The sequence below is a fragment of the Clostridium senegalense JC122 genome, from assembly GCF_000285575.1.
GTDB classification, from domain to species: domain Bacteria; phylum Bacillota; class Clostridia; order Clostridiales; family Clostridiaceae; genus Clostridium_J; species Clostridium_J senegalense.
Genome location: NZ_HE611053.1, coordinates 259548 through 283904 on the forward strand (window position 1 = coordinate 259548; position 24357 = coordinate 283904).

Below are 24357 nucleotides of genomic sequence, written 5' to 3' on the forward strand. Positions count from 1 at the left end.
TTAAACAAGAATTTATGGAGGGTATGTTATGAAGGTAAGAATAAATAGAATTTTATCCTACTTAATTGCAATTTTAATAATAACTTCAACTTGTATTTTTAATATTCCTATCATTAATAATACATCAGTGCTTGCTAGTGAAATAACAGAAAAAGGATTTACAATTAATGATGCTATATACGGATTAATATATTATTATGACAATGAATATTATAATAATTCTAAAAGTAATAAGACCTTAGAAGGATTAGAATATGCAGCAATGTATAAAGCCAATGCAGATTTAACTAAGAAAAATTGGTCAACTAATGAAACAATAAAAACTTATGGAATATCAGGAAAAGCAAAACAAAGCATAATATTGATGGAGTTAGACATAAATCCTATAAATTATAAAGGTGAAAATTTAATAGAGCAAGTAGTTGAAGACTTAAATAAAACTACAAGTATTAAATTTATACAAAATATACTACAAGAAGTTTTAGCTGTAGAAATGTTCAATGAAAAATTTCCAGAGCAAAAGATAATTTATAACATTAAAAACATAATTGATTTAATGCTAAAAGAACAAGATGAATCTGGATGTATAGGAGGAGCAATTCATAATACAGCTTATGCAATAGAAATATTTAATAAATACAGTTATATAGATGGAGTACTAGAAGGAAAAGAAAAAGGAATAAATTATTTAAAAAGTCAAATAAAAGATAAAGGTGTACTATACAAAGATGGAGGTACTTATTTTACTTATATCCATGCTCAAGCAGTAAGAGCTCTTTTACAAGCAGGTGAAGATGTAACTTCAGAAAAGTGGAGTAAAGATGGGTATAACATAGTAGATGGTCTATTTTATGAATGGAATGGGGAAAATTTCATTGATAAATATGGAAAAGATAGAGCTATAAATCATTATACAGAAGTATTATATACTTTAAGTAAGCTTAACGACTTAGGTTACAAAGATGTCTTTTTAAAAAATGTTGAATTTTTAAATGTAGTTAAAGATGATACTAATCAATCTAAGGATGAGAAAGTTACTATAAATAAAGTTATAGATGGTGTAATAGACTATTATAATGAAAAGCATTTTGTAGAAGAGCAAGGTCAATTAAGTGATTTTCACTATTCAGCTATGTATAGAGCCGGCGCTAATTTAAGTGAAAAAATTGGTATATAAATGAAAAATATCAAACTAAATATGATATGAATTGGAGACTTTTAGGCACAAAAGCTCAACAAAGTTTAATACTTTTAGATATAGATAAAAATCCAAATGATTATGAAAACAGAAAGTTTATAGAAGAAATAGTCAATGAAATTGATGAAAAAGATAGTTATTTTACAATTCCAGAATTAAATGCAGTTTTAGCAATAGATAAATATAATTCTAAATTTAAAAATGAAAAAGTTTCTTATAATGTAAATAAGGCTATTGAAAATATATTAAAGGCACAATGTGATGATGGTGGATTTAAACAAAGACAAACTTCAACGCCAACTAATACAGGTATTGCACTAACTGTATTAAGTAAACATAGAGATATAAATGGTGTTAATAAAGCAATAGATAAAGCTATAGATTACTTAAAGTGTCTTCAAAAAGAAAATGGTGCAATATATGAAAAAACTTATATCACAAATTATTATTGTGATGTTCTTCAAGGCTTAATAGCTTGTGGAGAAGATATTACATCAGAAAAATGGACAACAACTTCTGGAAATAATCTTATAGATGGATTATTTATACTTTGGAAAGATGATAATTCTTTTGATGATAAAGAAGGGGAAAGTTCAAATAATAGGGGATGGCTTGTAGCAAGTGAAAAGGCATTGCACAGATTAGTAGATATTAAAAACGCTGGTTATTCAGATTATGTTATAGAAGATATAAAAATTAAAAAATACAATGATAAAGAAAAACAAGGAAACACTTGTAAAGTAAATGTAGCTATAGTATTGCCGGAAAATGGATCCTATGTAGCTTATTTCAAACCACAGGAAGTTATTATAGATGATGAGAAACATACTGGAGGGTTTACTGCTTTAGGAGCATTGCAAGCCTCAACTTCCTTATATGAAACAACTGGTAGCATGGTTACATCTATATATGGATATAAAAATAAAGGAACTAATGGATGGATGTATACAGTTAATGGTGTTTTACCTAATGAAATGGCTGGAAAAGTAAAGTTACAGGAAGGTGATAAAGTTATTTGGTACTATTCTACTGGTGGGATGAATGGGAACGCACCTAATTGGAATGATTTATAAAACACATAATAAGTTTTATAAAACTTATTGTTTCAGTTAAATAGAAGAAAGATATATTTAATTTAAAAGACAAATTTAAAGTGTAAATATGTATAAACTGCCATATAAATGATGGCAGTTTTATTCTAAAGTAAAAATTTAAATATATAAATAATAGGAAGTGGTTAAATGAATAAAATAAAAAAATCTAAAGTTTCAATGTGCTTAGCGTTACTATTAATAATCAATTTAATATTTCCAACTATGGGATTTGAGGTTAAAGCAAAGGATTTAATTTGTAATGAAATTAAAGTTAGAGTAGAAGGTACGAATAAAACATTATTTGATAAACAATTTGAAATAACAAATGAAGAAGTGGTAAAGGATGTAATTAAAAACTCCATAGGGGAGGATAATGTTGATGGTTTAGAAAGTAATTTTATAACTGGAGTATTAGGAGAAAAAAGAGAATCTCATATAGGATGGATGTATTATTTAATAGATAAAGATGGAAATATAAAACAAGGTGATGTAATAAGTAATGAAAAAATAAAAGATATTAATAATAATTATTATAAAGAATTAGTATTACATATGGCTAAGTGGTCTGATGGAATAACTTGCGTGCCAAAAGTTACATATAGCAATGTTAACAATAATTATACTTTAAAAATTACAGAACAAAACATGATGATGGGTATTGATGAGAGAAATGCAAAAGATGTTAACATAAAAGTTGACGGCGTTGGAGAATATAAAACTGATGAAAATGGACAAGCAGCATTTAAAATTAAATGTGGAGAAAATAAAGTCCATATTTATAAAACTTTAAAAGATTCTAAAGGTGTAGAATATCCAGCAATAGTAAGACAGAGCTTTACTCTAACAGGAGATGTAATAGACAATGATGTTAACATAGCTAAAATTCTTGATGATTTTAATAAAAATTATGAAAATCAAGAATTAAACTATAAGAAACTTTTAGCATTAAATTATTATAATGAAGTAAACAGAACAGATTTTATGTTAGAAGAAAGTGATAATGCTTCAAGTTATGCATCAAATATTATGGGAATATTAGCTTTAAGTGAAAATCCTTATAATTACAAAGAAATAAATTACGTAGAAAAACTTTTAAAATCTCAGGATAATGATGGAGAATTTGTTGTAAGTGAAAATGACAAAGGTTCAGCTACTACATTAGCAAGTTGCATAATTGCTTTAGATATGGCTAAAGCTGATTTTGATAAAAATAAAGCGGTTAAAACATTAATAAATAAAATTAATGACAGCGGGTTTGAAGACATAGATATTATAACTAACATTATGATAGCCTTATCAAAACATAGAGATATTGAAGGTGTAAATGATATAATAAATTTATCTATTGAAAAATTAAAAGAAATGCAGTTAGAAGGTGGAGGATTTGATTATTGTGGTTTTGGAAATAGTCCTTACTCTACAGGACCAGCAATTCAAGCATTAATATCTGTTGGTGAAAATTTAAATTCTGAGAAATGGAATAAAGGCAGAACACCAATAGAAGCACTTCTTGCATGTAAAATCGAAGGTAAAGGTTTTGAAATGATAGAAGGCATGGGAGAAGGGGAAGATGATGAAACTGCAACAGAGCTTGCACTTTTAGCATTAGTAGATGCATATAAAGAAAAATCTGTTTATAGTGCGTTTGCATTTATAAAAGAAGAACCAAAGGATTACAATAAAATAATAGAAAGTGAGCTTAATGATATTAATGACTATTTTAAAGATGTAAAAGAGTTTGATTATAATGCAATGATGGGATTATCTTTTTTATCTTATGATAAAAATCAACTAATTGAAAATATAAAATTAAAGGATAAAGAAAATGTATTTAATTTAGCTCAAAATGTTATGTCTATTATAACCATGGAAAAGGATCCTAAAAATTATAACGGAAAGAATTATATTGATTTGTTATATGATAAATTAAATAATGATAAGTTTACAGGTAAAAGTATTTATGGGTTAATAGCACTAGAAATGTCTTCAACTAAAAAAGAATACATAGATACTATTATATCTAAATTTAAAACAGAATTTAATAATAATAAAGTTAAAAAAATAAGTGATAAATCATTATTAATTATTGCGTTATCTCCATATAAAGAAGATGATGAGGTGAAAAGTATAATTAATAAGTGCGTGGAAGATTTAAAAAATGCGCAATTAGAAAATGCGGCATTCACTATGAATAAAGCCTTTCCAAATGGTGAAAGTGAAGATACAGCACTAGCTATAGAGGCAATAATAGCTTCTGGTGGAGATCCTCTATCAGAAGAATGGACTAAAAATGGGAAAAACCCATTAGATGCATTACTTTCCTTTAAAATGGGAAAAGGATATATTTATGAAAGTTCTCTTGGAGCATATGAACAAAATATGTATACTGGATACGTTTTGAGAAGTATTATTGCCTTGAAAAATAAAACTGTAGTTTTTAATAATTTTAAGCTAGATGAAGATGAACCAGTAGAAAAAAATAATAAATTAACAATTGAAAATAATATTATCAAGGAAAATTTTCTAAAAGGTCATGATGCTAATATAGAATTAAAACTTAATAATAAGAATAATAATTCTGTTGAAAATGTAACTATAATAATAGGAGTTTTTAATAAGAATAATAAACTCATATCATATAAAACCTTAGAAAACACATTAGAAAATGGAGAAATTAAAGATATTAAAGAAAAAATAAGTTTACCTAATGAAGATAATTTAAAGGTTAAAATCTTTACATGGGATAGTTTAGAAAAGATGAATAGTAAAAATGAGCCTATAGAAATTAAAGTTAAAAATTAATAATTATATTAAAAATACCCTACATATGAGATTATAATAATCTACTTTTAGGGTATTTTTGTATTTTAATAAATCTATACGTTATATTGTGTTTCAAGTTGTCTTTTAAAATTATCTATACTTTAGAATTGATACCTATAAATAACTTCAAATATTTATTTATAATTTGTAAATTGTAATTATGATAAGTAAAAATATGTATTTGATATGATAACATATATTATATAATAATCATGAATTTGTAGGGGGCTTATTATGGACAAGAAAAACCGAAGTGTAAAAGTAAATGTTTTATTTTTATTAAAAAATGCTTGGAGATGGGAGAAAAAATATTTTTTATTTTAGTATATTTACAGTAGTTACAGCGTTAGTTCCTTTTATAAGTATATTTCTTCCAAAGTTCTTAATTGATGAATTAACTGGACTTAAAAGACCTAATGTACTTATTAATATATTAATAGTTTTTTCATAATATCTTCAATATCAAACTTTTTAACAACATATTTAGATAATATAGCTTTTCCTAAAATGCTTTTAATAAGACTTAAATTTATGAATCTTATGCAGGAAAAGTGTATGACTATGGATTTTGAATACACAGAAGATTCAAAAATATTGAATGATATAGAAACTTGTTCAAAGGCTATTGGAGACAATACAAATGGTATTGAAGGGGTTTATCATAAATTATTTGAACTTTTTGGAGCTGTTATAGCTTTTTTAGGATATATAACTATAGTATTAACTTTAAGTCCATGGATATTATTATATCTATTAGCAAATGTAAGTTTTGTTTATTATCTGACGATGAAAATTAAAAAATACAGATACTCAAAGAAAGATGACTTATCTAATTATTCAAGAAAACGTAATTATATTTATGATATTATGTATAATTTTTCTTACGGAAAAGATATTAGAATTTTTAATTTAAGTTTATGGTTACAAGATAAATTTAATTTATTTAATAATAGTAAAGTAAATATTGAAAGTACCATTAAGAACAAAGAATTTAAAGTATCTATAGTGTCTATAATATTACTTCTTATAAGAGAAGGATTAGTATATTTTTATTTAATTCATAATGTTTTAAAGGGTACTATGAGTATTGGAAATTTTACTATGTATTTTACAACTATTTCAGGATTTGCATCTTGGATGCAAACTATTTTAGATAATATAGCTCATATTAATGCTCAAAATTTATATATAAATGATTTTAGGGATTTTTTAGAATTTGAAAATAAAAAAGAAAATAATAAACTAAATAATATTCCAAAAGATACCACTTATGAAATTGAATTTAAAAATGTTAGTTTTAAATATCCTAATAGTGATAGATATATTTATAAAAATCTTTCATTAAAAATAAAAAAAGGTCAGCGTTTAGCTATAGTTGGTATAAATGGTGCAGGAAAGACCACTTTTGTAAAACTAATAACAAGACTTTATGAACCAACGGAAGGTGAAATTTTTATTAATGGAATAAATATATCTACTTTAAACAAGTCAGAATATTATAAATTATTTTCTGTAGTATTTCAAGAAATAAAGGTATTTGCTTTTAGCATAGCTGAAAATATAGCTCTTATAGAAAATGAACTTATTGATAGAAACAAAGTTATCCAGTGTATTAGAAAGGCAGGATTAGCTAACAAAGTGAATTCTTTGGAAAATGGTATAGATACTTCTTTACTTAAAATATTAGATTCCCAAGGTATAGAATTATCTGGTGGTGAAAATCAAAGAATAGCGTTGGCTAGAGCTCTTTATAAAAATGGAAAGGTAATTATTTTAGATGAACCAACTTCAGCATTAGATCCTATAGCTGAATATAATATTTATAAAAAGTTTGATGAAATGATTGAAGATAAAACAGCAATATATATTTCACATAGATTATCTAGTACTAGGTTTTGTGATGTAATAGCTTTTTTTGAAGATGGAGAAATTAAAGAATATGGAACCCATGATGAATTAATGAAAAAAGAAGGAAATTACTACTCTATGTTTAATGTACAAGCTTCCTATTATGAAAAAGAAAATTTAGAGAGGGAGTGTGTATAAATGAAAACTAAATTAAAAGAAGAAATTAAAGTAGATTTTAAAACAATAAAGCATTTTTTGAAAATTACTAATAATATTTCTAAAATGTATATTCCTTTGCTTATTTTATCCTCTATATTTAAAGCATTAACGCCTTTAATAAATATTATTATGCCTAAGTTTATTATAGATGAATTATTAGGTAATAAAAGGGGGGAAGTGTTCATTACTTTAGTTTTAACAATAATAATAAGTAATGCATTGCTAAATATTATTAATAGTATATTAGATACAAAGTTAAGTATTTTAAAGATTCAAATTGTAAATGGGTTTGAGCTATTAATTGGTAAAAAGATAATGGATATGGATTTTCAAAATATCGAGGATCCTGAAATTTTAGATTTAAAAGAAAGAGCAATTTTCCCAGTTAATAATCAAGGAGTTATAGAAGATTTAATAGCTATAATAGTAGATATATTTACTGAATCTATAGCAATAATAAGTATACTTGCTGTTATTTTAACACTAGATGTTTATATAATATTAGTTATATTAGCTATAGTAATATTGAACTCTTATATATACAAGAAAATTCAAAAAATGCAATTTAATATTTTTCAGGATTTAATTCCACTTAATAGGGCATTTGGTTATTACTTAAGCACAACTAATGATTTTTCTATTGCAAAAGATATTAGACTTTATAATATATCACCTTTGATATTAGGCAAAATAAAAGAATATAACAAAACTACAATAAAAAAATTTGGGAATTTATCTAATGCAATAGGAAAATATAACGGTATTAGTAATATAAATTTACAAATTCAGATGTTAGCAGTATATAGCTATATGACTTACAAAGTATTAATGAATAAAATAGGTATAGGTTCTTTTGCTATGTATGTTTCTGCTGCTAGTAATTTTAGTAGTAATATTTCTAAATTTATAACTAATTTTATAAGAATAAGACAACTATGCATATATTTAAACCCATATATGGAATTTGAACAAATTAAATCTAATCAATTAAGTGGTGATAATAAAATTGATAACATAGCTCAATATGAAATTGAATTTAAAAATGTAAGTTTTAAATATCCAAGAAGTAATAACTATACTTTAGAAGATGTATCTATAAAAATATCAGCTGGCGAAAAACTTTCTGTTGTTGGATTAAATGGAGCAGGAAAAACAACTTTTATAAAATTATTAACAAGACTTTATAGGCCATCAAAAGGAGTAATTTTACTAAATGGAGTAAATATCGAAAATTATGAGTATGATGAATATATGAAAATTTTAGGAGTAGTTTTTCAAGACTTTAAGTTATTTGCATTTTCTATTAAAGAAAACATTATACTTAATGATACTAAAAAGTTCAATAAAGAAAAGTTATACGAAGCTTTAAATAAATCTGGACTAGAAAAAGATGTACTAAAATTAGATAAAGGTATAAACACTCATATATATAAAACTTTTGAAGAGGATGGTATAGAATTCTCAGGAGGACAAGCTCAAAAGCTAGCTATATCAAGAACAGTATATAAAGATGCACCTATAGTTGTCTTAGATGAGCCAACAGCAGCATTAGATCCTATTGCAGAATTTGAAATATATAATAGTTTTAATGAACTTATAGGGAATAAAACAGCAATATATATTTCACATAGACTATCTAGCTGTAAATTTTGTGATAAAATTGCAGTTTTTCATAACGGCAGAATTGTTCAATATGGAACACATGAAGAGCTTATAAAAGAAAAAGAAAGCCAATACAACAAAATGTATATGGCACAAGCACAATATTATGCTTAATAAAGGAAATGACTTATTAAATATAGTTTTTAGTTAGAATAATAAAATGGCATTTCATAGTAAATATTAATCTTCAATGGTATAATTTTACTAAATACTAAAGATTGTAGGTGATATGATGATTGAACTATCTTTTAATAAAGTAAAAAAGTATTTAGATGCTACATTGGTGCTAGAGGATATTACTTTTAATATTTATGATGGTGAAAAAGTTGGAATTGTTGGAGCAAATGGATGTGGAAAAAGTACAGTATTAAAGTTAATAGCAGGGATTTTTTCAATGACAAGAGACGATAAAGGGCTAATAACTATACCTAAGAATTATACTATTTCTTATCTTGACCAAATTCCAAGTTATGATGAAGATGTTAAGGTTATAGATATTTTAAGCTTAGCTTTTAGTGAGTTAAAAGAAATTGAAATAACTATGAAATCTTTAGAAATTAAGATGAAAACATTAGAAGGAGAAATTTTAAACAGAACTTTAAAAGAATATAGTTATTTGCAAGATAAATACACTGCAAAAGGTGGGTTTGAGCAAAAAGAAAAATTAAGTAAGGTTTGTAAAGGATTAAATTTTGATGATGATTTTTTAAAAAAAGATTTTAATATTTTAAGTGGAGGTGAAAAAACTACTGTAATCTTAGGGAAAATTCTTTTAGATTCTCCAGATATTCTTTTATTAGATGAACCAACAAACCATTTAGATATGGAATCAGTAGAATGGCTAGAGGGATATTTAAAAAGTTATGATGGTATTGTTATTATAGTTTCCCATGATAGATACTTTTTAGATAATGTAGTTAATAAAATTATAGAAATTGAGGATGGTGTTTGCGAGACATATAAAGGTAATTACTCTGATTTTGTTAAACAAAAAGAAGAAAATATGCTTATACAGTTTAATCAATTTAAAGAACAACAAAAGAAAATAGATGCTATGGAGAAAGCTATAAAAGATTTAAGAGATTGGGCATTAAGAGCGGACAATAATAAGTTTTTCAGACGTGCAGCAAGTATGCAAAAAAGTCTAGATAAAATGGAAAGAATAGATAAACCTAAATTAGAAAGAAAAAATATGACACTTAATTTTAAAGATAGTGAACGCTCAGGTAATGAAGTCATAAAATCAAAAAATCTATGTAAAAGTTATGATGATAAAACACTTTTTTATAATGGAAATATGTTAGTTAGATTTAAAGAACGAACGGCATTAATAGGTTCTAATGGAAGTGGTAAAACTACTTTTTTAAAAATTTTACTTGGTAAAGAAAACTTAGATTCTGGAGAAGTAACGATTTCAGAAAGTGCTAAAATAGCATATCTTCCACAAAGCATAAGTTTTAATGATGAAACCATGACAGTTATAGAATGTTTTAGAGAAGATATTTCTATTCTTGAGGGAAAAGCTAGAGAGTATTTATCAAAATTTATGTTTTTTGGTAATGATGTATTTAAAAAGGTTAAGCATTTATCTGGTGGTGAAAGAATTAGATTAAAATTAAGTAGGCTTTTGTATGATGATATAAACTTATTAATACTTGATGAACCTACAAATCATCTAGATATTGACTCAATAGAAAACTTAGAAGAATCTTTAATGGATTTTAAAGGTACTATATTCTTTATATCCCATGATAGATACTTTATAAATAGAATTGCTAATAGAATAATCGCAATAGAAAACAACTCTTTTAAAAGCTATGATGGAAATTATGATGTTTACAAAGAAGAAAAATCTAAATTTAATATTCAAATTGAAGAAAATAAGAAAAGTAAACCTGAAAGGAAAAACTGGAAAAATATAAATACGAAAAAAGTATTAGAAAAGAAAATATCTAAACTAGAGACTATTATATTAGAAAATGAAGAAAAAATTGAGCATTTAAACAATGAAATGGGGAAAAATAGCTCAGATTATTCTAAAATAATGGAGTTAAATACTTTAAAAGAAACCATTGAAAAATCATTACAGGAATTTATAGAACAATGGGAATTACATTGCGAGGAATTAAATGAATATTTAGATAAAAGTAATTCTTAAAGTTAAAAAGATTAACATAAGAAAATATGGTCCTATTCAAAGTTATGTATAAATCTAAGAAGTAACTTTTGGAAAAGTTTTATTGAAATTTAAAATATTTTTGAGCATGTCTTATTATTTAGGATATCAAGATTTAAAAATATATAATTTTAAATGTCAATTTAGACCTTATACTAAATGGAAGGAGCTAATTTAATGAATAATTATTCTTCTAAAAATAAAAGTGAAATTTTAATTTTTTTAATTATAAATTTTGGGATTACAGCTTTGATGGGAGTTATTCTTTTTATTGCATATAAAAATGTTCCATCAGAATTTGTTGAAAATTTTGCAATTGTTCAAATGCTTTATCCTGCATTTGCCACAATTATTACCATGAGATTTTTTAGAAAAGAAGAAATCAAAAGACCTGTAAAGATATTTTTTAATATTTTCATTGTAACTACTATAATATCAATTATTATTTTATTTATAGGTACATTTGTCTTTAAAAACAATTTGAACATTTTATCAATTATTATACAAATAATTGTGGCTATATCTAGCTTTGTATCGGTTATTATTATACTACGTAATGATGATAATTCCTTTGAAAGTATAAATTTAAAATTTAATAATAATTTATGTAAAATTGCTATAATTTTATTAATATTTATAGGATTATATCTTCTTCGTATTGGCATATCTATATTGTTTCAAGATGATCAATCATTTGATGTGTTAAAAATACTTTCTACTTTACTTATGATGCCGTTAAGTTTATGTATAAATGCTTTTTTATCATTTACTATTTTTTTTGGAGAAGAATTTGGATGGAGAGGGTATCTTCAGCCAAGACTACAAAATATTTTTGGGAAAAGACTAGGAGTATTAATATTGGGATTTATTTGGGGTATATGGCACTTACCACTTTGTTTTACTTTGTATAGTCCTGAGACACCAATATATTGTGTTATAAACCATATTTTATTTTGTGTATTTTTAGGCATTTTTTTAGGATTTGCATATATGAAAACTAATAATTTATGGACACCGATTTTGATACACTTTGCAAATAATACTATAGGAATGGCTCTAACCGGTGGAAAAGCAGGTGTTATAACACTAAAAGTCTTAATTTTTGCAGCAGTTCTTAATATTATTACCTATGGATTGTTTATCTTTTCAAATGAATATAAAAAAGATAAGGATAAAACTATTATATAATATATATTTTAAATTAAGTAAAAATACTCTATAAAAACTTGCTAAGGAAATTAGTACTTAGTAAGTTTTTTATTTACACATTATAATTTAAAAGTGCATGAAGTATAGGATGGATTTCTTATTGTTTACAAATGCAAGAATTAAGATTTTAAAATAATGACCGACATTAAATATAGGTGTATTTTGGAATTTTAGAAGGAGTTGAAAAAGTTGACTTTTAAAATAGAATTTAATAATAAGGTGTATACAGACCAATACATAAAAGATGCTAATATAGATGAAATAATAATACTTTTAAAAGAACTTAATTTAAGTTATAGCCAATATAAAGACTTTCTTTTTAATAGAGAGCTCTTAGAAAACAAAGTTTTAGAATTACTTAATGAAAAAGGTAGATTAATTAAAGATGAAGATATATTTTCAAAGGAATGTTCTGAAAGAGAACTAGCTATTACCTTAGTAGAGCACTCTATAGATGATATAAGCTTTACTGAAGAAAAAAGTGAAACATATAATATTACATCTAATAAAAATATAATTGAAGAGGAGTATTTTAACATGATAGAAAGTTTAATTGAAAATAACTTTAATTTGCAAGAGGATATATTTATATACATAAATAGTGGAAGTATAATCCTAAAAAAAGAGGGTAGCAAAAGTTTATTGACATTGCCCTTATCAATAGTAGTTTCTGATATAGAATCTCCTGATAATTTTCAACTTGAAATATTAGATTTAAAGCTGAAGAATGGAATTGAAAAAAGTTCAACCTATATAATAAATGATATAGAAAACCTATTATGCAACAAAAATTCTACAATTATATTAGATGATAATGAAAATCATATTACTATAAGTAAGGACAACTTTATATATAAACTTTTAGATGCTTTAAAGGCGTTCTTTCAATTAAAACACATAATATATAAAAACTTAATTATTGTGTTTAATGAGTACAATATGATAAAAATTTTAATGCAAGAGGAAGATAATAATTTATTAACATCAAATTTAAATGTAATAAATATTTTAGCATTAAATCTTTATAAAGATAATCTTGAAATAAATAAATATAAGGATAACCTTTTATTTTTAGATATGAATAAAACTTTAATTTTAAAAAGCCACTGTGAGATTGAAGAAGGGGAGTTTTGTTATTCTGCAAAAGGAGAAGGTCATGTAGTTTCAAAAATTTAAATATATCTGTAGAAGCTTTAAGTAATTTAATAATGAAATATGGTTATTATAAATCTTTGAATTTAAGTATAAAAAGTGACTATATTAATTTTATTACAACAGAAGATATGTTTAGAGAATTAGATAAATTAGAAAATTTTAATGTTAATATAGACTTTTTTGATAGTAAAAACATAAACTTAAATTTAAAAGAAACAATAAAAAATTATCATTCAAATTTAAATACAATAATAATGTTTCTTCAAGATTCAGGCAAAAATGATTTAAATCTTAAATATGATTTAAAAGATAATATTATAGAAGTAACTCTTTCATATTATGAAATTAATAAATTATTAAGTCTTGTTTTATATAATTCATTAAAAGATGATCTAAAAAATATAGAAGGCAAGATATCATTAGTTGCTCCTATAAAAATAGTTAAACCTTTAAGAGAAATACTGAAAGAATTTATACCTGGAAAATTAGTTACTGGTATTTCAATAGATAAAATGATGAATTATATTGAAAATGGATATAAAAATGTGTGTAAAGGTATAATAGATCATACATTTAATCTTTATGATAAAGAGGCAGATATATCTTTAGTTACTTTAGATTTTAAAGGAGATATAATAGAAGTTTTAAACAATGATAAAAAGGTAAATAGTTTATTTAAAAGTATTAAAACTAGTAATTTACATTTTACATTAAGAGTTGGTGGAATAGTAGAGAATTTAACTATTTATTTAGATGATTTTATTCCTTTAGATAAAACTGTGAAAGAGGAATTAAGTAAAAAAATAAACATGAATATAGATAACAATTGTATAAATAGTAATAAAATTTATGTTTATTTAGATGAAAGCAAATTAACACTTACAGTATTTAGTATACAAAATAAAGATAATGCAGAATTTATATCTGATATAATAATAAAAGAATTTTAAATTAAAAGTGTCATACATAATTTAAATTTTATGTATGACACTTTTAATTTAATTATTATACAACGTATTTACAAGTAAGCTATTAGGATTGTTTTTAATACATCTGATACTAATGACTCCATATCTTCAACTGTCAATAGGTTATAAGTAGAAAATATAAGCATCCATTCTTTATATTTTAAATTATCATCTAAGGCCAAAGCTTTTTTGCAATGATTAAATGCTAATTCCTCATAACATAGTGGTGTTAATATAATTAATAGATAATACGAAGCTAAATAATGTCCATAAGCTAACTCCTTTATAGAATTTGAATTTTCTAGTTTTGCTAATTTATTTAATAACCAAAAATAAAAATTACTTTTGTTATAATAATTTTCTTCCTTAAAAACTATTAAATTATCTTCTGTCATATCAAATAAACTTAAATTACTTAAATTTAAGTTTAATACTTCATTAAGTTCTTCCATAAAAATTGCTCCTTATTAATTTGTTATTTTATAAATAGATAATTGTTTATTATAGCATACTAAAATATTATACACATAAATATGATGAATTACCACCTAAAATTTGTAATTTAAAAGCTATTCAAGTACATATATTTCATTTTAAAGTAATAATTGTTTACATTTACTTAATATAACATTAATATGGAGACTGAAATATAAAAGGGTGGTGTAATAATGTTAATAAATAATAATGAGAGTTTATTCTTAAAAGCTAAAAAAAGTAAGAAGCTTGGTAATATAATTTGGACTCCTATACTAGCTGAAATTATGATTGAGTTTGGTGGATTTTTGGGCTGGATAGCTGCAATTATATTATTTAAATTCTTTACTACATTAGGATTAAATACAAATGACAATAAATTATTAATTCTCTTTTTAGATTTATCAGGATTTTTATTTATTAGTCTAGTAGTATTTTTTAGAGTAAAATTTATAGAAAAAAGAGACATATCAGATTTAGGGCTTAATAAGGAGAATAGTATTAGAAACTATTTAAAAGGTTTTTTACTAGGAAGTGTAATGATGTGTACAATTGCTTTTATATTATATATATTAGGTTATGCTACACTTGAAACGAATTCTATACAAAATGTAGGGATAAGTGCTATTACTAGCATACTTATAATTTTACCTGGATGGATTATTCAAAGTGCTAGCGAAGAAATAGTTGCAAGAGGGTGGCTAATGAATATTTTAGGTGCTAAATATAATGGGTTAGTAGGGCTCATTGTATCATCTATATATTTTGGATTAATTCATTTATTTAACCCTAATATCAATGTTTTAGCTATTGTAAATATTATTTTATCAGGATTTACATTTGGATTATATGTAATATATAAAGGAAATCTTTGGGGGGCTTGTGGGTTACATGCTGCATGGAACTTTATGCAAGGCAATATATTTGGATTTGAAGTTAGTGGTTTAGATACATCAGTTGGTACACTTATAGATTTAAAATTAAAAGATAATTCAATAGTGTCCGGTGGTGTGTTTGGACCAGAAGCAGGTTTAGTAGCCACATTTATAGAGATAATAGTCATTATAGGGTTTATATATTTAATAAGAAAAAATAAAATGAAAAAAGTTTAGGATAAGTTCATAAAGTATAAATAAGAACAGATTGAAATGAAAAAGATTCAGTCTGTTTTTATTAATTTTAAAATTATAATAATAAAGAAAGATTACTTAATAATTTGAGTATGATATAATATAGGAAAATAAAGTTAAATTTAATGGGTAGAAGATTAATATAATTATATAAACTTAGGAGTGTAAAATGATAGTTAATAGTATAAAGAGCTTAGGCCATTTAAAATTAGATTATAAAGTTAATAATAATGGATTTAGAATAAAAGGTATTGGAAAGAATTTTAAATTTAAAATAAATAAAAAAGTTACTAAAAACAAAAAAGTTATTACTAAAACTTTTATTATAAAAAAATAATTTAAATTTATAAAATTATAGTAGGTAAAAAAGATAGGTTATAGATATAATCATTATATAAAGGTATAAAAACCTCTCTTTTCAGTGATATATTTATGTCGTGAAATGTAAGTTTCGCGACATTTTTATGTTTTTATGATATACTGTATATATTATGTAAATTATTTATTATTTTACCTTAGGAGGAATTTTTTATGGCTAAATTAAATTGTAAAAAACCCTATTACATAGATGATTTTTTAAATTATATGACTACTGTTAAAGGTGTCTCAAAAAGTACTCTAAAGGCCTATACATCAGATATAAATCTTTTTCTTAGATTCTTGAAATTGCATAAAAATTTAGTACCTCTAGATACTTACTTTGATAACATCCCTATCAATGATATTTCTATTGAACTTTTAAAAACCCTTACATTAAATGATTTTTATGCTTATGTCTCCTATTTAGAAAACTCTAGAGGAAATGGTCCTAGTGCTAAGGCAAGAAAAGTTGCTAGTTTAAAATCTCTTTTTAACTATCTTGTAAATAAAGTTAAGTTAATTCCCTACAATATTACACTAGAACTGGAGTCCCCTAAATTAGGAAAACGTAGCCCTATTTATCTAACATTAGATGAAAGTAAAGATCTTTTAACTGCCGCTAAAACTAGAGATAAAAATTCACAAAGAGATTATTGTATCATTACCCTATTTTTAAATTGTGGACTTAGATTATCTGAACTTTGTAGTATAAACATATCTAATATTAAAGGTGACATATTAAAAGTTTTAGGAAAAGGTAACAAAGAAAGAACTATATATTTAAATAAAGCTGCACTAAAATCTATAAATAATTATATGCCTATTAGAAATGAAATTAATTTTAGAGTTAAAAATGAAGATAAAGACGCCCTATTTATAAGTGGAAAATATGGTAGAATTAACAAAAGAACTGTAGAGAGAATAGTAAAAAAATATGTTGGGCTTGCAGGTCTTGATAAGGATAAATACACACCACATAAGCTAAGGCATACTAGTGCTACTTTAATGCACAAATACGGAAAAGTTGATGTTAGAACATTACAACAGATTTTGGGTCATGAAAATGTAGCCACAACTCAAATATATACCCATGTAGACAATGACACTTTAAGAGAAGCTATAAATCAAAACCCATTGATGGATGAATAGATACTAATAGAATAAAAAATATATTATAGAAAATAATAAACATATAAATGCAATCTGTAACTAGTTAAAGATGGTATTTATTTAACAAATGAAGATAAAGAGGAGAAATAATGCTCTTTATTTTACTAAACAAATGAAATAAGTAAGGAGGAGAATAATGACTACAAATAAAAAGCTTTCTCACAATGTCTATGGAGGAATTAAAGGTGAAGATTATATGCCTTTTGTACCTACTGATGTAGCAATGCCAGAAGCAACTACAATTTCTATAATAATTGGTATTATATTTGCTTGTATTTTTGCAGCAGCTAATGTATATCTTGGATTACAAGTTGGAATGACAATAGCTGCAGGTATACCAGCATCTATTTTAGGCGCTGGTATTTTAAAGAAAATATTTAGAAGAAATAATATTTTAGAAGCCAATATGATACAATCCGTTGCGGCTATGGGTGAATCTATAGCTGGTGGTATAATATATACCCTTCCCGCTATAATAATTTGGGGAATGACTTTAAATCTTTATACAATCTTTGTTTGTACTGCCCTTGGTGGTCTACTAGGTCTAATTTTTGTTATTCCATTTAGAAAATATTTAATAGTTGAGCAGCATGGTGAATTAATTTTTCCAGAAGGTATGGCTGCTGCCGAAGTTCTTGTTACAGGAATGGAAGGTGGAAGTGGTCTTAAAACTGTAACTACAGGTATTGGTGTTGGTGCCCTATTTAAATTTTTTTCATCTGCATTTAAAATTTGGCAAGAATCACCAGAATGGGTAATAACTCCTCTTCAAGGAACATTAATTGGAGTTAATGCAATGGCCTCTCTTGTAGGTGTTGGCTTTATTGTAGGACTGGAAGTAGCTCTTTATATGTTTGGTGGTGCACTAATTGCATGGCTTGGGCTTATACCATTAATAAAATATGTAGGAGCAGATCTTATGACTCCCTTGTTTCCTTCAGCATCTTTAATATCAGAAATGGGTGCATGGGACATTTGGAGTCAATACATAAGATATATAGGTGCTGGAGCTGTTGCGGCTGGTGGATTTATTAGTCTTGGTAAGTCATTACCAACAATAATAAAATCTTTTAAAACAGCACTACAAGGACTTGGTGGAAATAGTGAAACTACTATAGTAAAAAGAACTGATGTAGATACACCATTAACCTGGGTTTTAGGTGCAGCAATTTTAGTATTCATCCTTGGTTGGTTCCTACCAGGTTTAAAACTAGGTGCTTTAGGTTCATTTTTAGCAGTATTATTTGCATTCTTTTTTGCTGTAGTTTCAGCAAGAATGGCAGGAATTATTGGAGTATCTAATAATCCAGTATCAGGAATGACTATTGCTACCCTACTGTTTATTACAGGAATCTTAAAATTATTTAGATATGAAGAGCAAGCTGGTATGAATACTGCAATACTTTCAGGAGCTGTAGTATGTATAGCTATAGCTGTTGCTGGTGGAGTTGCTCAAAGTTTAAAAACTACTTACATAATTGGTGGTACTCCAAAAAAAGTTGAATGGTGCATGTATTTAGGTTTATTTTTAGCTTCTTTTGCAGCTGGTGGTGTTTTACTAATGCTACATAACAGTTATGGAATTGGATCTAAAGCTGTTCCAGCACCACAAGCTACATTGATGTCTATGGTCATCAAAGGTGTTATGACTGGACAATTACCATGGACACTAGTTGTTGTAGGCGCTATTCTAGGAATATTTTGTGCATTGGCAGGACTTCCAATACTTCCAGTGGCACTTGGACTATACTTACCAATACATTTAACTACGGCAATTTTAACTGGTGGAATAGTAAGAACTTTTGTAACTAAGAAATTTAAAACTAATGAAGAACAAGGTAAACTTCAAACAGAAAGAGGTATACTATTATCTTCAGGATTGGTTGCTGGAGATGCATTAACAGGAATACTTGTAGCAATTATTTCAACAATTACAATTGGAGGTACTCCTCTATCAGAAAAAATATCTATTGGAACAAATTTTATGCCGTCAATTGCTAACAGTCCTTGGACTGCATTGGTAGCCTTTATATTATTAGCATATTGGGTATATGCATTTTCAATTAGAATAGAAGAAAAAGCTTAATATTGTTATGGGTGGAGTTTTGTACTCTACCCTATTTTTATATGTTTTTTTAATTTCTATTTACTTTTAAAGTGAATTTGTATTAAATTTAGATATATGTGTAATAATTTTAAATATAAGGAGTGAGTATAGTGATAAAAAAAGAAAAAAATTATGAAGAGCAAGATAATTTTCTTAGATATATACCAGTTATCAAACATGAGGATTATAAAATAAAGGATGATATTGTATATTTAATATTCTATCATAATAAATTAGCAGAAAGATTTTTAAGAAAGATTAACAAAAAAAGGCCTGCTATTAGTGATATTAAATTTGATAAAATAGGTAGCAATGTTTGGATGAATATAGATGGTAAAAAAAATGTTTATGATTTAGGTAAATGTCTACTTGAAATGCCTATTTTAAAAAAGGAATATGAAAATACAACAGAAAAAGATTATATTAATGGATGTCACCCTATCTATCAAAGACTTATAATGTTTCTGCGATATGTAAGTAAAAAAGGTTGGATTTCTTTTATTTTATCAGATGATATAATAAAAGATAAACATTAATAAAAACCTCTACCTTTCTAATTTAATAAGGGTCGAGGTTTTTTTATATAACATATAATTTTAAAAGCTATATTTTAATTTTATTATTTATCAGTACTACCAAAGCCACCTATTCTTTCACTGCCAATAAAATCATCGTCATCTGCTAAAAGATATTTTCTAAAGATTCCTTGACCTATAGCATCGCCTTTTTCTATAATCCAAGGTTTATTACCTTCATTTCTTAACTTAATAAAGTAGTGACCTTCATTACTATCGCAATTATAATAATCACTATCACCAAGTCCTATAGTGTTTGCAAGTCTTATATAATATTTAAATCCCATTCCACTTCTAGGATATATGTCTAAACTTTCATCGTTAAGCATATAAGATTTGAATCCAGTTGGAATTATTATATCCTCTTTAGGATTCAATATAAAACTTATAGGAGAATATATATCATAGCCTGCTGCTCTAGCTGTAGCTCTTTTAGGCAATTTTAACTCATCATAAGATACATTTAAATCTTGAAAATCTTTTTCAAATTGATTTATAGAAATTTTTTCAAAGCCTCTAGTTCTTTTTTTATTCATTTAAAAGTCTCCTTTTCTTTAGATATAACATAATTATACATAAATAAAATACTATTAACAACTTTAAAGAGATATGAAAGAAATTTTATGATATATTTCATATATATAGTTGAAATTATAAAATTTACCGAGGATATATATTTAAAATCTATAAAAAATGAAATTAAAACATGTTTTTAAATTCAAAATATACTTTAATTTAAAGATTAAATATACAATTTATACAAGTAGGCACTAAGATTTTATTAAAACTTATTAAGATTCCAAAATATAGAATGAAAAAGTTTAAAATAATATATGTTTTTATTTATAAAAAGAAATTTTCAAAGTAAAAAAATTCAAAGTAGAGCTGATTATTAAAAAAATTCCCGAGGCTATACAAGAATTTCACTTTTAAAATGAAATTTGTAAATATTATAAATTCAATTATTGTATAAAACAAATATAATTCAGTTATATAGAATATGTATATAAAAAGTTTCTTTTTATAGTTAAAATTATCATTTTTGCATATTTTATTAGTATTTTGATAAGAATTATAAATATTAACCTGAACAAATAAATCTATATTAATGTATAAAATAAACTTACTCAATTACTTTATATATTTATTACAGAATATTAACAAAAAAGTAAGAAAAACATGGTTAAAAATGGTAAAATATATGTTAAAATTAATCTACATAACAGTTCAAGATAATATTTTATATCAATATTATTATCAATGTGTATATTAATATAAAGAATAATTATTTTAAACTACATATTTTTATTAACTTTATAGGAGTTGTTGTAAAATGCTATTTAGTGAAATATTTCAAAAATACCTTTCTATGTATATACTTGCAATAACAGCACTCTTGGTTGGCAAGCTTGTTGGTTTTAAATTAATATTTTTTACACTAGCTTTATTATTGTTATTTTTATGTATTGTACTAAGAAGAGATTTGAATTTTCATGAAAAATTTATAGAATTAGTAAATGTTAAAGAATTTAACAGATATATGTTAAGTGGTCAGAAGAAGCAAAAGAATATTAGAGTATCAAATGTTTTAATAATATTTCTTTGGTCGATCACTTTTTTAATAAATGCAGTTACCATACCATGGAAGGCAGGTTTTAAAACTGTGTTATGCAATTTTATTTTTGTAGTTTTAGTTGTTATGATTTTTTTAAGTTTTATAGGGATATTTGTTTATAAAGATGAAGTTTGAAACATAAAAGTCTATGTGAGATAGAATTAATTAATATTTTATCTTCACATAGGCTTTTTTATATTTACTTATAAAGACTTATAAAGTTTCAAGTTACTTTTAAAAGTCTTTATTGCCAAAGTTTAGGTATATAAAATTAAGTTTTATTAGTTTATAAATTGCTTTAACTACTAAATTTATGTTAAAAATAAAAATGCTTGTAGAACTTCAAAATAATCTTTAGATTTAAAAGTTATAGTATTGCTGTCTTTTAACTCAACTTTTGGAAAAAAGCTAGCTTTATAGGCATCATTATGATTTTTATAACTTATTTCCACATTAAAACTGTTAGGTAAGGGTTCTATAAATTTATCAAAAACAGCTTCTTTTATTAAATTTTCTGTTGTTTTTAAAATTGTATCTTCTATTTCCATAGGGTGGATATTTACAGCAGAATCTCCTACTCCAGTTTTAGTTACAATAGTCTTAATATTTTCATTAACCTTTTTAACTTCTTCACACAATGCTCTATCTCCAGTTACTAAAACAACAGGAACACCTATATATAATGAAGTATAATAATTAATTTTAAATTCACTAGCTATTTCATCATTTATTTTTATATATAAAATTTTATTAGGGTCCATTGTATGAGCTAAAGGACTTCCACTTGTTCCACCAGCACTATGATAACCTATAAATATACTGCAATTAAAACTTTTATCCAGTCCTTCCATCATTAGATAAGGATGATAAGCCCACCCTCTAATTAAATTGGCTTCTCTAGGTAAGTCTCTATGAATTATATTTCTTCCACTTTCATGCGCATCCTTTATAAAAATATCAGCTGTACTATTCTTCAATGCACCTAAACAAACGGCATTAACTTCTCTTGTAAGTTGAATCTTAAATTCTTCATAATCTTCCTGTCCTTTTGTAGTTTCATTCCAATGACAAATATCACTTACCCCTTCAATATCTGCACTTATAAAAATTTTCATTTAAACACCTCTTTTATTTGTATATACTATAGAGTTTATCATATAATTGTTTATTTATAGCTAACTAATATTCATATACTATTTTAATATTATGGATTAATTGACTTAAAAAGTAAACAAATATAAAATGTATAATATATACATTTTATATTTGTTCTATATAGAACATTAAATGGAGGTATGAAATGAAGAAGAGTGAAAAATTAATAGCTATTTGTATAATTTTTTTAGTTTTAGGACTTAGTTTATATAAAAATAGTTCCTTTTATATTAATTCTAATATGTATTTATCTAGTAAAGATGAATCCGATAAAAGTATTTATCATATGACAAATGTAATAGATTCACAGGATGGAAAGAGTTTTGATTTTGATAAATTTACAGGTAAGTGGTCTTTAATGGAGGCATTTTGTGATAAAGATACAAAAATAGTTATAAAAGATAAAACTAAGATTAATAAGGGGTTATTTTACATTGTAGTATTAGATTCCAACTATAACATAGTAGCTAAAAAAATGAAGTAAAAGAAAATGAAGATGAAGATATAGAAGTTAATATACCTAAAAGTGATAAATATTTTATTAGAATTATTGGTGAAGATGCAGGCGGACACCTTAATATAAAGGTAAAAGGAAATGATAATATAAATCACATAGATTTTTTTTCAGCTTAATTTATTTAAAAATTATTTTTGTAAAGTGCATAAAAATTGTACTAAAGTCAATAATTGAAATAAGAATTGGTGATAAAATGGTCTCCACTCACCTTAATGAATATTTGTAAAATGTTTTTGTTGTGTAAATTTTCTCTCTATATTTACTTATTAAAACATAAATGGAATGTGTATTTAAATAATTATCACCAATTCTTAAACCTATTATTTTTCGTTATTCTTTTGAGTTCCCATTATAAGCTTACGTATAACTTCCCCGTCTTCCTCACGTTTTTCCATAAGATGCATTATTTTATTATTTAGTTCTGTTTCTTTACTACTTAATCTTTCTTTATATTCTTCTTCTAAAGTTAACATTTTTCTTTCATATTCAAGTTTAATTTTTTCAAGTTCCATTTCACTTAAATATATATTTTTATTAGTTAACTCCTCTACCTCTTTTTTATAATTATTTTGTAAAATAGTAAGCTTTTCTTCGAGATTTTCAACTTTAAGCTCTTTTTCTTTTAAGTGATTTTTTAAAGTTAAAATTTCTTTTTCTAAATCATTTATCAATTTATTTTTCTTTTCATCTACCTCTTTTATGCTTTTAAACTCATATAGTGATTTTTCCATATCTTTATTTTTTTCTTCTAACATAACATTAAAGTTCTTTAATTGATTTAAATCACCTTCTAAAGAACTTATTTTCTTATCTCTTTTATCAATTTCTTTATTAAGCTCTTTTAATTTATTATTTTCTTCTTTTAATGTAGCTATCTCCTTTTTAAGATTATTTATCTCTCC

At 24.9% G+C, this 24357-nt stretch carries 19 protein-coding genes and 1 pseudogene; 16 read left to right on the plus strand and 4 right to left on the minus strand.

Annotated features, from left to right (window positions below; translation table 11 throughout):
- The first annotated feature begins 28 nt into the window (after nucleotides 1-28).
- From CSGHG_RS15265 to CSGHG_RS15305, 9 genes are all read left to right on the plus strand, one after another.
- Nucleotides 29-1177, plus strand: a complete 1149-nt coding sequence (locus tag CSGHG_RS15265; RefSeq protein ID WP_010297122.1) for a hypothetical protein — start codon at nucleotides 29-31, stop codon at nucleotides 1175-1177.
- 26 nt (nucleotides 1178-1203) lie between these two features.
- Nucleotides 1204-2271: a DUF4430 domain-containing protein gene (locus CSGHG_RS15270; RefSeq protein ID WP_010297124.1), complete on the plus strand. Its 1068-nt coding sequence runs from the start codon at nucleotides 1204-1206 to the stop codon at nucleotides 2269-2271.
- Between the two features lie 168 nt (nucleotides 2272-2439).
- The gene (locus CSGHG_RS15275) at nucleotides 2440-5094 is read left to right on the plus strand and encodes a prenyltransferase/squalene oxidase repeat-containing protein (protein WP_010297125.1); all 2655 of its coding nucleotides are present in this window, start codon (nucleotides 2440-2442) and stop codon (nucleotides 5092-5094) included.
- Nucleotides 5095-5646: 552 nt separating this feature from the next.
- Entirely contained in the window at nucleotides 5647-7161 is a 1515-nt protein-coding gene (locus CSGHG_RS21090; protein ID WP_235700161.1) for an ABC transporter ATP-binding protein, read from the plus strand.
- Nucleotides 7162-8958 (plus strand): ABC transporter ATP-binding protein, encoded by a 1797-nt coding sequence (locus CSGHG_RS15285; RefSeq protein ID WP_010297131.1) that lies wholly within the window; start codon nucleotides 7162-7164, stop codon nucleotides 8956-8958. It abuts the gene before it with no gap.
- Between the two features lie 118 nt (nucleotides 8959-9076).
- Nucleotides 9077-11002, plus strand: coding sequence for a ribosomal protection-like ABC-F family protein (abc-f, locus tag CSGHG_RS15290; protein WP_010297133.1), 1926 nt, complete (start codon nucleotides 9077-9079; stop codon nucleotides 11000-11002).
- Nucleotides 11003-11197: 195 nt separating this feature from the next.
- Nucleotides 11198-12208 carry a CPBP family intramembrane glutamic endopeptidase gene (locus CSGHG_RS15295; RefSeq protein ID WP_010297136.1) on the plus strand — a complete coding sequence of 337 codons (1011 nt, stop codon included), beginning with the start codon at nucleotides 11198-11200 and terminating at the stop codon, nucleotides 12206-12208.
- 210 nt (nucleotides 12209-12418) lie between these two features.
- On the plus strand, nucleotides 12419-13405 hold the full coding sequence (locus tag CSGHG_RS15300; RefSeq protein WP_010297138.1) for a hypothetical protein: 987 nt from the start codon (nucleotides 12419-12421) through the stop codon (nucleotides 13403-13405).
- Between the two features lie 32 nt (nucleotides 13406-13437).
- Nucleotides 13438-14334, plus strand: a complete 897-nt coding sequence (locus CSGHG_RS15305) for a hypothetical protein (protein ID WP_010297140.1) — start codon at nucleotides 13438-13440, stop codon at nucleotides 14332-14334.
- Nucleotides 14335-14402: 68 nt separating this feature from the next.
- On the opposite strand, the gene CSGHG_RS15310 is transcribed toward CSGHG_RS15305, so the two are convergent.
- Nucleotides 14403-14804: a hypothetical protein gene (locus CSGHG_RS15310; RefSeq protein WP_010297145.1), complete on the minus strand. Its 402-nt coding sequence runs from the start codon at nucleotides 14802-14804 to the stop codon at nucleotides 14403-14405.
- Between the two features lie 216 nt (nucleotides 14805-15020).
- Between CSGHG_RS15310 and CSGHG_RS15315 the strand changes: the two genes are divergently transcribed.
- From CSGHG_RS15315 to CSGHG_RS21095, 5 genes are all read left to right on the plus strand, one after another.
- On the plus strand, nucleotides 15021-15938 hold the full coding sequence (locus tag CSGHG_RS15315; RefSeq protein WP_010297150.1) for a CPBP family intramembrane glutamic endopeptidase: 918 nt from the start codon (nucleotides 15021-15023) through the stop codon (nucleotides 15936-15938).
- Between the two features lie 187 nt (nucleotides 15939-16125).
- A complete protein-coding gene (locus CSGHG_RS23365) occupies nucleotides 16126-16293 on the plus strand; it encodes a hypothetical protein (protein ID WP_155844777.1) in 168 nt (55 codons plus the stop codon).
- Nucleotides 16294-16487: 194 nt separating this feature from the next.
- Nucleotides 16488-17465, plus strand: a complete 978-nt coding sequence (locus CSGHG_RS15325) for a tyrosine recombinase XerC (RefSeq protein ID WP_010297152.1) — start codon at nucleotides 16488-16490, stop codon at nucleotides 17463-17465.
- Between the two features lie 157 nt (nucleotides 17466-17622).
- Nucleotides 17623-19572: an OPT family oligopeptide transporter gene (locus tag CSGHG_RS15330; protein WP_010297155.1), complete on the plus strand. Its 1950-nt coding sequence runs from the start codon at nucleotides 17623-17625 to the stop codon at nucleotides 19570-19572.
- Nucleotides 19573-19703: 131 nt separating this feature from the next.
- On the plus strand, nucleotides 19704-20129 hold the full coding sequence (locus CSGHG_RS21095) for a hypothetical protein (protein WP_010297158.1): 426 nt from the start codon (nucleotides 19704-19706) through the stop codon (nucleotides 20127-20129).
- Between the two features lie 83 nt (nucleotides 20130-20212).
- On the opposite strand, the gene CSGHG_RS15340 is transcribed toward CSGHG_RS21095, so the two are convergent.
- Nucleotides 20213-20704, minus strand: coding sequence for a dCTP deaminase/dUTPase family protein (locus tag CSGHG_RS15340; RefSeq protein ID WP_010297161.1), 492 nt, complete (start codon nucleotides 20702-20704; stop codon nucleotides 20213-20215).
- A 797-nt stretch (nucleotides 20705-21501) separates the two neighbouring features.
- Between CSGHG_RS15340 and CSGHG_RS15345 the strand changes: the two genes are divergently transcribed.
- On the plus strand, nucleotides 21502-21918 hold the full coding sequence (locus CSGHG_RS15345; protein WP_010297164.1) for a hypothetical protein: 417 nt from the start codon (nucleotides 21502-21504) through the stop codon (nucleotides 21916-21918).
- A gap of 176 nt (nucleotides 21919-22094) precedes the next feature.
- Here CSGHG_RS15345 and CSGHG_RS15350 read toward each other — a convergent pair whose 3' ends face one another.
- Nucleotides 22095-22898 (minus strand): M55 family metallopeptidase, encoded by an 804-nt coding sequence (locus CSGHG_RS15350; protein WP_010297167.1) that lies wholly within the window; start codon nucleotides 22896-22898, stop codon nucleotides 22095-22097.
- 185 nt (nucleotides 22899-23083) lie between these two features.
- Here CSGHG_RS15350 and CSGHG_RS21100 point away from each other — a divergent pair, with 185 nt between their 5' ends.
- Nucleotides 23084-23422: a hypothetical protein gene (locus CSGHG_RS21100; protein ID WP_010297170.1), complete on the plus strand. Its 339-nt coding sequence runs from the start codon at nucleotides 23084-23086 to the stop codon at nucleotides 23420-23422.
- A 353-nt stretch (nucleotides 23423-23775) separates the two neighbouring features.
- Here the strand turns inward: CSGHG_RS21100 and CSGHG_RS15360 are convergent.
- Nucleotides 23776-24357: pseudogene (locus CSGHG_RS15360) on the minus strand (hypothetical protein); the annotation flags it as partial.

Excerpts from the sequence above, each read along its gene's own strand:
- CSGHG_RS15265 (WP_010297122.1), top strand. The coding sequence starts at position 29 with ATGAAGGTAAGAATAAATAGAATTTTATCCTACTTAATTGCAATTTTA.
- CSGHG_RS15270 (WP_010297124.1), top strand. The coding sequence starts at position 1,204 with ATGAATTGGAGACTTTTAGGCACAAAAGCTCAACAAAGTTTAATACTT.
- CSGHG_RS15275 (WP_010297125.1), top strand. The coding sequence starts at position 2,440 with ATGAATAAAATAAAAAAATCTAAAGTTTCAATGTGCTTAGCGTTACTA.
- CSGHG_RS21090 (WP_235700161.1), top strand. The coding sequence starts at position 5,647 with ATGAATCTTATGCAGGAAAAGTGTATGACTATGGATTTTGAATACACA.
- CSGHG_RS15285 (WP_010297131.1), top strand. The coding sequence starts at position 7,162 with ATGAAAACTAAATTAAAAGAAGAAATTAAAGTAGATTTTAAAACAATA.
- abc-f (WP_010297133.1), top strand. The coding sequence starts at position 9,077 with ATGATTGAACTATCTTTTAATAAAGTAAAAAAGTATTTAGATGCTACA.
- CSGHG_RS15295 (WP_010297136.1), top strand. The coding sequence starts at position 11,198 with ATGAATAATTATTCTTCTAAAAATAAAAGTGAAATTTTAATTTTTTTA.
- CSGHG_RS15305 (WP_010297140.1), top strand. The coding sequence starts at position 13,438 with ATGAAATATGGTTATTATAAATCTTTGAATTTAAGTATAAAAAGTGAC.
- CSGHG_RS15310 (WP_010297145.1), bottom strand. The coding sequence starts at position 14,804 with ATGGAAGAACTTAATGAAGTATTAAACTTAAATTTAAGTAATTTAAGT.
- CSGHG_RS15315 (WP_010297150.1), top strand. The coding sequence starts at position 15,021 with ATGTTAATAAATAATAATGAGAGTTTATTCTTAAAAGCTAAAAAAAGT.
- CSGHG_RS23365 (WP_155844777.1), top strand. The coding sequence starts at position 16,126 with ATGATAGTTAATAGTATAAAGAGCTTAGGCCATTTAAAATTAGATTAT.
- CSGHG_RS15325 (WP_010297152.1), top strand. The coding sequence starts at position 16,488 with ATGGCTAAATTAAATTGTAAAAAACCCTATTACATAGATGATTTTTTA.
- CSGHG_RS15330 (WP_010297155.1), top strand. The coding sequence starts at position 17,623 with ATGACTACAAATAAAAAGCTTTCTCACAATGTCTATGGAGGAATTAAA.
- CSGHG_RS15340 (WP_010297161.1), bottom strand. The coding sequence starts at position 20,704 with ATGAATAAAAAAAGAACTAGAGGCTTTGAAAAAATTTCTATAAATCAA.
- CSGHG_RS15345 (WP_010297164.1), top strand. The coding sequence starts at position 21,502 with ATGCTATTTAGTGAAATATTTCAAAAATACCTTTCTATGTATATACTT.
- CSGHG_RS15350 (WP_010297167.1), bottom strand. The coding sequence starts at position 22,898 with ATGAAAATTTTTATAAGTGCAGATATTGAAGGGGTAAGTGATATTTGT.
- CSGHG_RS21100 (WP_010297170.1), top strand. The coding sequence starts at position 23,084 with ATGAAGAAGAGTGAAAAATTAATAGCTATTTGTATAATTTTTTTAGTT.